The sequence below is a fragment of the Nocardioides sp. genome (assembly GCF_035697785.1).
Taxonomy (GTDB): domain Bacteria; phylum Actinomycetota; class Actinomycetes; order Propionibacteriales; family Nocardioidaceae; genus Nocardioides_B.
Genome location: NZ_DASSCL010000009.1, coordinates 1 through 9,779 on the forward strand (window position 1 = coordinate 1; position 9,779 = coordinate 9,779).

10 protein-coding genes and 1 pseudogene are annotated in these 9,779 nt (G+C 72.8%); 6 read left to right on the forward strand and 5 right to left on the reverse strand.

What is annotated here, in order from left to right; genetic code table 11:
• Positions 1-118 precede the first annotated feature (118 nt).
• Positions 119-1,177, reverse strand: coding sequence for a uroporphyrinogen decarboxylase (hemE, locus tag VFH10_RS01160; RefSeq protein ID WP_325125167.1), 1,059 nt, complete (start codon positions 1,175-1,177; stop codon positions 119-121).
• 70 nt (positions 1,178-1,247) lie between these two features.
• On the opposite strand from hemE, the gene VFH10_RS01165 reads away from it, so the two are divergent.
• Together VFH10_RS01165 and VFH10_RS01170 are read left to right on the forward strand one after the other, a co-directional pair.
• A complete protein-coding gene (locus VFH10_RS01165; protein WP_325125169.1) occupies positions 1,248-1,862 on the forward strand; it encodes a DUF3000 domain-containing protein in 615 nt (204 codons plus the stop codon).
• Entirely contained in the window at positions 1,862-3,178 is a 1,317-nt protein-coding gene (locus tag VFH10_RS01170) for a ribonuclease D (protein ID WP_325125171.1), read from the forward strand. The genes VFH10_RS01165 and VFH10_RS01170 overlap by 1 nt, the downstream gene beginning before the upstream one ends.
• Before the next feature lie 9 nt (positions 3,179-3,187).
• Here VFH10_RS01170 and VFH10_RS01175 read toward each other — a convergent pair whose 3' ends face one another.
• Positions 3,188-4,564: an extracellular solute-binding protein gene (locus VFH10_RS01175; RefSeq protein ID WP_325125173.1), complete on the reverse strand. Its 1,377-nt coding sequence runs from the start codon at positions 4,562-4,564 to the stop codon at positions 3,188-3,190.
• A 136-nt stretch (positions 4,565-4,700) separates the two neighbouring features.
• Here VFH10_RS01175 and VFH10_RS01180 point away from each other — a divergent pair, with 136 nt between their 5' ends.
• The 3 genes from VFH10_RS01180 (at position 4,701) to arfB (ending at position 6,752) form a co-directional block, all read left to right on the forward strand.
• Positions 4,701-5,492 (forward strand): hypothetical protein, encoded by a 792-nt coding sequence (locus VFH10_RS01180; protein WP_325125175.1) that lies wholly within the window; start codon positions 4,701-4,703, stop codon positions 5,490-5,492.
• Positions 5,493-5,514: 22 nt separating this feature from the next.
• Positions 5,515-6,153, forward strand: a complete 639-nt coding sequence (locus tag VFH10_RS01185) for a hypothetical protein (RefSeq protein WP_325125177.1) — start codon at positions 5,515-5,517, stop codon at positions 6,151-6,153.
• A 170-nt stretch (positions 6,154-6,323) separates the two neighbouring features.
• Positions 6,324-6,752, forward strand: a complete 429-nt coding sequence (arfB, locus tag VFH10_RS01190; RefSeq protein ID WP_414689821.1) for an alternative ribosome rescue aminoacyl-tRNA hydrolase ArfB — start codon at positions 6,324-6,326, stop codon at positions 6,750-6,752.
• Positions 6,753-6,756: 4 nt separating this feature from the next.
• On the opposite strand, the gene VFH10_RS01195 is transcribed toward arfB, so the two are convergent.
• Both VFH10_RS01195 and VFH10_RS01200 read right to left on the reverse strand, forming a co-directional pair.
• Positions 6,757-7,341, reverse strand: a complete 585-nt coding sequence (locus VFH10_RS01195) for a hypothetical protein (RefSeq protein WP_325125181.1) — start codon at positions 7,339-7,341, stop codon at positions 6,757-6,759.
• 1 nt (position 7,342) lies between these two features.
• Positions 7,343-8,260 carry an endonuclease/exonuclease/phosphatase family protein gene (locus tag VFH10_RS01200; protein ID WP_325125183.1) on the reverse strand — a complete coding sequence of 306 codons (918 nt, stop codon included), beginning with the start codon at positions 8,258-8,260 and terminating at the stop codon, positions 7,343-7,345.
• A 52-nt stretch (positions 8,261-8,312) separates the two neighbouring features.
• Here VFH10_RS01200 and VFH10_RS01205 point away from each other — a divergent pair, with 52 nt between their 5' ends.
• The gene (locus VFH10_RS01205; RefSeq protein WP_325125185.1) at positions 8,313-8,699 is read left to right on the forward strand and encodes a type II toxin-antitoxin system PemK/MazF family toxin; all 387 of its coding nucleotides are present in this window, start codon (positions 8,313-8,315) and stop codon (positions 8,697-8,699) included.
• 324 nt (positions 8,700-9,023) lie between these two features.
• Here VFH10_RS01205 and VFH10_RS01210 read toward each other — a convergent pair.
• Positions 9,024-9,779: pseudogene (locus tag VFH10_RS01210) on the reverse strand (hypothetical protein); the annotation flags it as partial.

A 9,779-nucleotide genomic window follows, 5' to 3' on the forward strand; every position in this document is an offset into this window, starting at 1 on the left:
GCCACCGCCGCGGCCCAGATCTTCACCCACGGCGCGAGCGCCGCCTCGGGGCTGGCCGCGGCGGAGGTCCTGACGGAGGTGGCCGCGGGCTGAGCCCGAGCGCCGGAACCGGAGGGCGTCAGCGCGCGGTCTGCGTGTGGACGTACTCCACGAGGCGGGTCAGCGCGTCCGGGTCGGTGGTCGGCAGGACTCCGTGGCCCAGGTTGAAGACGTGGCCCTCCAGGTCCGCCGCCGCGTCCAGGATCTCGCGGGTCTTGGTCTCGACCGCCTCCCGGCCGGCGAAGAGGACGGCCGGGTCCAGGTTGCCCTGGAGCGCCTTGCCGGGGCCGACGCGGCGGGCCGCCTCGTCCAGCGGGACGCGCCAGTCGACGCCGACGACGTCCGCGCCCGCCTCGCCGAGCAGGCCGAGCAGCTCGCCGGTGCCGACGCCGAAGTGGATGCGCGGCACGCCGTACCCGGAGACGGCCTCGAAGACCTTGCGGGAGGCGGGCAGCACCGAACGGCGGTAGTCCGCGGGGGAGAGCGCGCCGACCCAGGAGTCGAAGATCTGGACGGCGCTCGCGCCCGCCTCGATCTGCACCTTCAGGAAGGCGGCCGTGATGCCGGCGAGCCGGTCCAGGAGGTCGGCCCACAGCTGCGGGTCGCCGTACATGAGGGCCTTGGTGTGCTCGTGGTTGCGGGACGGGCCGCCCTCCACGAGGTAGCTCGCGAGGGTGAACGGCGCGCCCGCGAAGCCGATCAGCGGGGTGGCGCCCAGCTCGCGGGTGAGCAGACCGAAGGCCTCGGTGACGTAGGTGACGTCCTCGGGGGTGAGGTCGCGCAGCCGGGCCAGGTCCGCGCGGGTGCGGATCGGGTTCGCGATGACCGGGCCGACACCTGGCTTGATGTCGAGGTCGATACCGATGGCCTTGAGCGGGACCACGATGTCGCTGAAGTAGATCGCCGCGTCCACACCGTGCCGGCGCACCGGCTGGAGGGTGATCTCGGCGACGAGCTCCGGCCGCGTGCAGGACTCGAGCATCGGGACGCCCTCGCGCGCCTTCAGGTACTCCGGCAGTGAGCGCCCGGCCTGCCGCATGAACCACACCGGGGTGTGCGGCACCGGCTCGCCTCGGGCGGCGCGCAGGAAGGCGGAGTCCTGGAGGGCGGGATCCTGAAGGGCGGGGCTGGTCGTCACGGCGACGATCCTCCCAGGCCCTGCTGCGTGTCGGGGCTCCGGGACCGCTGATGCGGCCTAGTCTGACCCCATGGCCGCACGAGAACCGCGTGTGGACCCCTCTGCACTGCCCGAGGAGTTCCGCATCGCCGTCGCGCAGATGCGCGAGGCCCGGCTGCGTCCGGAGATCCTCTGCGAGGAGATGCCGGCCCCGCAGCGAATCGCGCCGTACGCCTCCGCGCTGTCCGCTGACGTCACCGTCGACGGCGAGGACGTCGGCACCGGACGCATCGTGCTGCTCCACGACCCCGCGGGCAACGACGCGTGGGAGGGCACCTTCCGCTGCGTCGCCTACGCGCGGGCCGAGATCGACCCCGAGATGGCCAACGACCCTCTGCTCGGCGAGGTCGGCTGGTCCTGGCTCAGCGAGGCGCTCACCGCCCACCGCGCCGACTACGGCGCACCCTCCGGCACCGTGACGAAGGTGTCCTCGGAGAGCTTCGGCTCGATGGCCGACGAGGAGGCCACCGCGCAGCTCGAGATCCGCGCCTCCTGGACGCCCGTGGCCGGCGCCGACGGCGCGGTGAGCCTCGCGCCGCACGTCGAGGCCTGGGCCGAGCTGCTGTGCACGGCCTCCGGGCTGCCGCCCGTCCCTGAGGGGGTCACGTCCATGCCGAGCCGTCGAGGACAGCGCGGCCGACCCTGATGACGGACCAGCCTGCGACTCCACCGGAGGACACCGAGCCGGTAGAGGAGACCCCGCCCGCGCCCCTGCTCGAGCTGCGCGACGGCCTGCCGCTGGTGGTGGAGACGCCGGAGGCGCTGGCGACGGCGGTCGAGGCTTTCGCGTCGGGGACCGGCCCGGTGGCGATCGACGCGGAGCGCGCCTCGGGCTACCGCTACTCCGCGCGCGCCTATCTCGTGCAGCTGCGTCGCGAGGGTTCCGGGTCGGCCCTGGTCGACCCGATCCCGTTCGGGGACCTGAGCCCGCTGCAGGAGGCCCTCGGTGACGCCGAGTGGATCCTGCACGCCGCCACCCAGGACCTGCCCTGCCTCACCGAGCTCGGCCTGCGTCCCAGCTCGCTGTTCGACACCGAGCTCGCCGGCCGGCTGCTCGGCTACCCGCGCGTCGGCCTGGCCACGTTGGTCGAGACGATCGTCGGCCGCCGGATGCGCAAGGAGCACTCCGCGGTCGACTGGTCGACCCGGCCACTGCCGGAGCCGTGGCTGGAGTACGCCGCCCTCGACGTCGAGGTGCTGATCGAGCTGCGCAATGCGCTCGCCGACCAGCTCGAAGAGGCCGGCAAGACGGAGTGGGCCCGTCAGGAGTTCGAGCACCTGGTCAGGGCCGCACCGACCGGGCCCCGCCAGGACCCCTGGCGACGCACGTCCGGGCTGCACCGGGCCCGCGGCCGCCGCACATTGGCCGCGGTCCGCGAGCTGTGGCAGACCCGCGACGCGATCGCCTCCCAGCGCGACGTGACACCGGGCCGGATCATCCCCGACTCCGCGATCGTGGAGGCGGCCAACGCGCTCCCCCGCGACCGCGCCGCGCTGCTGGCCCTCAAGGGCTTCCGCGGCCGTGGCGCCGAGCGCTACGCCAACCAGTGGGTCGCCGCGCTGCGCACCGCGCGCGGCCTGCCCGACGAGGAGCTGCCACCCATGGCCGCACGGTACGACGGTCCGCCGCCGCCGCGTGCCTGGGCCGATCGTGACCCGGTCGCGGCGGCGCGGCTGGCCCGCGCACGCGCCGACCTGAAGGACCTCGCGGAGGCGCTCACCGTGCCGGTGGAGAACCTGCTCACCCCCGACTACGTCCGACGGCTGATGTGGGAGCCGCCGGTCGAGGACGACGGATCGCTGGCGGACCTGGTGGAGGCGCGCCTCAGCGCACTCGGCGCCCGCCGCTGGCAGATCGAGCTCACCCGCGACGTGCTGGTGACCGCGATCGTGGAGGCCAAGCCCGGCGACGTGGTCGAGACCCCGGAGCCACCCGAGGAGGGCGAGGGCGGGGCACCCTAGGGTCCAGGGCTAGGGAACGGGCTCCGCCACCGGGGCCATGATCCGCTGCGACCTCGCATCCAGCCGGGGCAGCAGCGTGTCGAGGTTCAGCACAGGGTCGTAGAACATCACCTCGACCTCCGGGTCGATAGCGCGCTCCACGCGGGGCCAAGCGGTCACGAACGGTGTCGTGGTGGCCCGGCGTACCGCGTTGTCGAAGACCAGCACGCTGTTGGGCCGGCCGCCCGGCTGGGTGAACGCCAGGGAGTTCAGCGTCGGCAGGTGGGCCGGCACGACGGCGCCCGACTCGGCGAGGATCGCCGCGCCGTCGCCCGTGCTGGCGTAAGCGATCAGGTCGGCGGCCGCCTCGGCCTGCTCGGTGTCGGCGGACACGCACATGGCGCGGACGTCGGCGACGGTCACGTCACGGGCGAGCCGGGGCAGCGGGAAGACGTCGTACTCGAGCCCTTCGATCTCGTTCAGCCGCGGCACCAGCTCCTTGGTGCCGAGCACCATCCCGATCTCCTCGCGGGTGAACCGGGTGAACGCGTCACGCCGCTCCAGCTGGGCGGGGGTGGGCGTGACCCTCTTGTCGCGCACCACGCTGAGGATCTCCTCGAGCGCGGCCCGGGTGCCGTCGTCGGCGAGCGTGAGCGTCGTCGCGTCGCGCGGGTCGTCGACGACGTCGTCCCCGGCGGACCGCACCAGCGCCATCAGCGAGGTGAGGTTGGGCTCGACGTAGGCGCCCTTGACCCCTTCACCCGACATCAGCCGGGCGGCCCGGGCGAACTGGTCCCAGGTCCAACCGGTCTCCGGGGTCGGCCGCTCCTCGTCGGGCTCGACCAGCCGGCCGAACGGAACCAGACCCGGGTGGTAGAAGACCACCAGCGGCGACACGTCGTAGGGCATGCACTGCAGCGCCTGCTCGGCGCTGAAGGCCTCGAGTCCGAGGCGCTGGTAGCTGTCCCCGAACTCGATCCCGCGCTGCTCGAGCATCTGGTCGACCGGCTGCACCTGGTCGGCTGCCGCGAGCCCGGCGACCTGGGCGTTGCTGGCGACGAACACGTCGGGTGCGTCACCGGCGGCGAACTGGGCCTGGACCTTCTCGCCGGCTCGCTCCTCGGTGCGGGAGTGCTCGACCTCCACGGCGATGTCGGGGTTGGCGTTGGTGAACGCCTCGGCGAGCTCGTCCCAGGCCCGGCGCACCGCGGCGTCGCCGTAGACCGCGAGGCGCAGTGTCACCGGGTCGCTCGATGTCGGTCCCGATCCGCCCTCGGTGGTGGTCGGAGACGGGCTCGGCGACGACGATCCGCCGGGGTCGGTGCCGGCCGTGCAGCCGGCCACGACGGCGCAGGCCACCAGCGCAGCCGCGACGCCGCGGCGCGCACGTCGTCGCAGCGCGTCCAAACCCGAATCCCTTTCGTATGACCAGGTGCCACCGTAACGGGACACGCCAACGGTTTAGGTGCCGAGAGACGCGTCTCACGCGCCGGCGCGGCCTACCCTGCGATGGACCATCTCTCGGACACGACAAGGACGTTCCATGGCGACCCGCACCCGCCTTGCCCCGTTGACCCGGCTCCTGGCGCCCACGCTCCTGCTCGCCCTGATGCTGGGGCTGTCGGGCTGCGGCCCGGAGCCCGACGTTCCGGCCGGCACCGACGAGACCCCCGTGGCCACGGAGTCGGACGCGTCGTCCGAGGAGCCGAGCGACGAGGCGACCAACGAGCCCACCGAGCCGTCATCGACCTCGGAGCCCACCGAACCCTCCGGCGAGCCCGGCACCGGAACCCTCGCCGACGCCCTGCTGCCGGCCGAGGAGATGCCCGGCTTCAACGAGGAGTTCACCTGGGCCGAGGGGGCGACCGCGACCGCCGAGCCCAAGGACCTCGCCGGGGCGTGCCACCAGTTCGAGATGACGTCGATCGGCGCGGAGGAGGTGGCCTACCGGACCTACGAACCCACCGCCGGCGACAACTCGGAGGCCAGCCAGCTGGTCGCGCAGTTCCCCGATGAGATGACTGCCAACCGCGCGTTCGAGGTGCTGAAGTCCTGGCGCGAGGGCTGCGCGAAGAACTTCAAGAAGTACGACCGCGTGCAGGTCGGCGCGCTCGAGGACGTCGACACCGAGGTCGGCACCGGCCACTGGTACCTGCTGATCTACGGGCCCGCAGAAAGCGACCCGGACGCGGCGTACTTCGACGCCCAGGGCATCGCGAAGGTCGGCAACCGGGTCGCGGTCGTGCGGCTCACGCTGATCGGGCAGGACTACAACTACGAGCAGGGCCAGGAGCCCATGGTCGAGGCCGTGCGCGCCGCCGCCGCCCGCCTCTGACCCGGGATTACGCTGGTCGGCGATGTCCGAGACGCCAAGCCATCGCCGGCCCGTGATGCCGGGTGCCCGTCACTTCGAGGACCTGGTGGGCCCCGACGACATGGGCGACCCCTCCGAGCGCAGCGAGGCGGCCGACCGGTGCGCCACCCTGCTCGTGCGCGGGGCGCACGGCACCGACGACGAGGAGGTCGTCGCCCGGGTGATCCGGCTCGCGGAGACCGAGGGACTGGAGGCGCTCGCCGACCTCTGGGCGGGTTCCCCCGCGGACTCGCTCGCCGGCTGCCTGTGGCGGCTGTACCTGCTCCGCACCTGGGTGTACGCCGACCCCGCGGCCGCCGCCCGTGAGTTCGATGCCGGCCGACGCCGCTCCCCCGTCCACGAGGTGGTGGCCGGCGTCGTCGACCCGCCCGGGCCGGACGAGGTGCGACACCTGGCCGACCTGGTGCTCCGGGGGGTCGCCCGCGGTGACTTCGCCGACACGCTGTGGCGCGCGGCGGCTTTCGCGAGGGTGGTGTCGGCCGGCCGCGCCGGGGCGGAGGGCTTCGAGGACCCGTCGGGGCGCGCGGCGTACCACTCCGATCTCTCCGCGGCGAAGCTGCTGAGGATGGCCGAGCAGCTCGAGCACGCCGCCCGGCTGGAGGACGACGGGAAGCTGGCGTAGCCAGGTCAAAGATTCTGCGTGTCCGACTTGATCTCACCGACGGGCTTGTAGACTCGTCCGAGTGCGCCGGGCTGTGGCAGCCCCGGGTCCCAAATGAAGCCGCTACGAGCGGCCACGCGCCGTGAGGCGCTCCCGGTCCGGCGCACCAACTCTTCAGCACCGGCTTCTGGATGGGTGAAACGGTGACGGGCCTGTCGGTGCGCGGCGTGGTGATCCCCGACGACGAGCTGCGCTGGAGGTTCAGCCGCTCCGGCGGCCCCGGTGGGCAGTCGGTCAACACCACCGACAGCCGGGTCGAGCTCTCCTACGACGTCGGCGGCGGCTCGCTTCCTCGGCACCTGCGGGAGCGGGCCGTCGAGCGCCTCGGGTCGCGGCTCGTGGACGGCGTACTCACGATCGCGGCCTCGGAGTACCGCTCGCAGCACCGCAACCGCGAGGCGGCACGGGCCCGGTTGGCCGAGGTGCTGGCCGACGCGACGGCTCCCCCGCCGCCGCGTCGGCGACCGACGAAGCCGTCCCGCTCTTCCCGGGAACGTCGGCTGGCCGGCAAGAAGCGCCGGGGCGAGACGAAGGCGATGCGGCGGCGGCCGGACTACTGACTCGTCAGCGGGTGCGCTTGACCCAGTCGCTCCAGGCGAGGGACTCCGCGGCGGTGTCGTGGACGTTGTCGGAGTAGAAGATCCCGCTGCCGGTGGCCCGTGCGGTGTTCACGTTGGCCCGGACCCGGCCGGGCTTGTGCAGGCAACGGCGGTCGACGTCGAGCGTGACGCGGTCGCGCTTGAAGTCGATGTCGTGGTCGGCGTCGCAGTTTCCGACCGGGCGGCCACCGGCGTTGAACACCCGCACGACGCCGTTGCGGTCACGCCTGCTGGACTCGACGAGCACCTCGCGGACGACGCGCCCCTTGCTGCCCTGGAGCTTCACCGCGGCCTGGATGTAGGCACCCTTGCGAGCCAGCCGCTTGAAGACGATCCGCACCGAGACGCGCCGGCCGTCGTGGGCGATCACTGCCTTGGTGATGTCGCCCGCCCGGATCGACGGCGCGGGCGTCGCGTTGACGGTGTCGGCCTCACGCCACACGTCGCCGCGGGCGTCTTTGACGGTGATCTCCTGCGCGCCGGCGGGAGCGGCCGGGGCCGCCAGGGCGCAGGCAGCGATAACCGTCGCAAGGACGTGGGTGCGGGTCACGTCAGAACTCTAGTCGCGCGACCACACCCGCATGGTCCGATGGCCACAACCGTCCCGGCTCGGTTCTGTCCGTCTCCTGGTCGCCGACCACTGAGCAGTCGACCACGTCGGCATCGCGGACGAACACGTAGTCGATCCGCTCGCTCAGGCTGCTCGCGTCGTTGTCGAGCTCGGCCGCCTGGCCGCAGGTGTACCCGGCGTCCGGATCGTTGCCGGCGGCCAACCACGCGTCCCGGTACGGCGGCCGCACGCCGGCCTCCTCGGGCCGGGCGTTGAAGTCGCCGACCACGACGGCGGGACAGCCGGGGTCCCCGAGGGCGTCGAGCAGCTCCTCGCGTTGCGCCTCCCGGACGGCTGCGTCGTACGCCTCGGTGTGGGTGGTCGCGAACAGCACTCGCCTGCCGTCGGCCTCCCCGTCGACGCGTCCCCAGCCGCGGACGATCGGGAACGTGACGCCGTCGATGCCGGTGCGCATGTCCAGGCTGCGTGAGTACGACGCGGTGCCCTCGCCGGTGACCGTGAACCGGCCGCCGCCCCGGACGAGCACCGCATCGGCGCCGGCGATGCTCATCCAGCGGCCGTCGACCGGGAGGCCGCCGGCGAAGCTCTGGTTGGCGGCGTGCACGTCGTACGGCGCACCGGCTTGCTCGCACGCCTGCACGACCAGGGGCAGGAAGTCGACGACCAAGTCGCCGTCGCTCTCCCAACGCGTGACCTCCTGCAGCCCGACCACGTCGACCTCCTCGCGCGCGAGGATCCGCGCGATCGCGGTCGCTCGCTGCGCGAAGTCGGTGGCCACGAGCTGCTGCTCGACGACCCAGGCCCGCTCGGCCAGCTCCTCGAGGGAGGTCGCGTCGAACAGCAGGGCCAGGTCGGCGCCCAGGTAGACGTTGTACGTCGCCACCGTCAGCGTGCTCACCGGGGCATCCTGTCAGGCGGTCGGGGCGCGGGTAGCGAGTACGGTGACCGCCATGACGACGTACTCCCCCGAGATGGACGGCGAGGCCGACCCCGGCGAGATCGTCTGGGCCTGGGTCCCCTACGAGGACGACCCCAGCCAGGGCAAGGACCGGCCCGTCGTGGTGCTCGCCCGGTCCGGGTCGTCGCTGGCCTGCCTGTACATGACGAGCAAGGACCACGACCGGGACGCCGACGACGAGGCGCGCTACGGGCGGTACTGGATGGACGTCGGCACCGGCGCCTGGGACTCCGAGGGACGTGACAGCGAGGTCCGGCTGGACCGACTGCTGACCCTGCAGGACTCGGAGGTACGCCGCGAGGGCGCGGCACTCGATCAGGCCCTGTTCGACCAGGTCCTCGCTGCCGCGAAGGAGCACTGGACCGAGCAGCCCGACTGACCCCGGGCGGCTAACGTCGAGTTGCGGACCGACGCACGCGTCGGATCGCCGTGAACAGGCCAGCGAGCACAGCCACAACCCCGGCTGCGACGGCCCACGGTGGCGAGCCGAAGTACAGGGCAACGAACGCCACGACTGCGAGCACCAGGCCTCCGGTGAGAAGGCCAAGGGATGCGAGCAACGCGACGACCGCTTGAGCGGTACGCGTCGGGCGAGCCGCGGCGGCGGGGTCAGTCATCGTCACACCGTGCCGCCTCGTGCCGGGCGGCCGCAACGACCGCTCGGCGCGCTGCCGCACCGGACGCAAAGGTGCCGAGGCTGAACTCAGCGGGCGACGAGATCCGCAAGGGCGCGTTCGTACGCCGTTCCACCGGTGGTCGAACTCGTCGAGACCCGGCCTCGGTGGGTGCCGGTGTGGTCGACGGTGAAGTGGTGGCCCGTGGGTGTCCGCCAGTGGTGGACGCCGGGCTCGGGTTGTCGATGTCGCCAGCCCTTGCCGTGGGTCTTGACCCGGTGTTCGAACCGGGTGAGCTTGCCGAGGTTCCCGATCCTCGTCTGACCGGGCGGCCCGGTGTCGGCCCAGGGGATCGTGTGGTCGAGGTCCATCCGGCGTCCGGTGGCCGATGAGTACGGGAACGCCGACGCCGGGGAGCGTAGGTGGAGCCGTTCGCGGATCCGGTCGGGGACCTCGTAGCCGTCCACCGGACGATCATGATCGAGGTCGATCACCGGCTTGATGGTCACCCGGGAGTGCCGGAGGAACTCGGAGGCCTGGCCGATCGTGATCGGGCCGACGCCCTCCATCCGCGCCACCCCGTCCCCGGACACCAGGGACTCGCGGGACATGTGCACGTAGAGGGTGGCCGGCGGCAGTTCTCCGGTGGTCGTGCCCGTCGAGACCGCGCCGGTGGTCGAGCCCGTCGAGACCTGGTGACCACCGGTGGTCGAGCCCGTCGAGACCTGGTCACCGACCGCGGACCGCAGCAGCGCGAGTGCCCGGGCCGGGTGCGCGAGGAGGCCGAGGGCCTTGGAGCGGCGGGCGCCGACCGGGTCGGTGTCGCCGTGTTGGAGGAGGATCTC

What these genes read in the sequence shown, in the direction of transcription:
- VFH10_RS01205 (WP_325125185.1), top strand. Translation starts at nt 8,313, where the DNA reads ATGACGACGTACTCCCCCGAGATGGACGGCGAGGCCGACCCCGGCGAG.
- VFH10_RS01165 (WP_325125169.1), top strand. Translation starts at nt 1,248, where the DNA reads ATGGCCGCACGAGAACCGCGTGTGGACCCCTCTGCACTGCCCGAGGAG.
- VFH10_RS01180 (WP_325125175.1), top strand. Translation starts at nt 4,701, where the DNA reads ATGGCGACCCGCACCCGCCTTGCCCCGTTGACCCGGCTCCTGGCGCCC.
- VFH10_RS01185 (WP_325125177.1), top strand. Translation starts at nt 5,515, where the DNA reads ATGTCCGAGACGCCAAGCCATCGCCGGCCCGTGATGCCGGGTGCCCGT.
- VFH10_RS01170 (WP_325125171.1), top strand. Translation starts at nt 1,862, where the DNA reads ATGACGGACCAGCCTGCGACTCCACCGGAGGACACCGAGCCGGTAGAG.
- arfB (WP_414689821.1), top strand. Translation starts at nt 6,324, where the DNA reads ATGGGTGAAACGGTGACGGGCCTGTCGGTGCGCGGCGTGGTGATCCCC.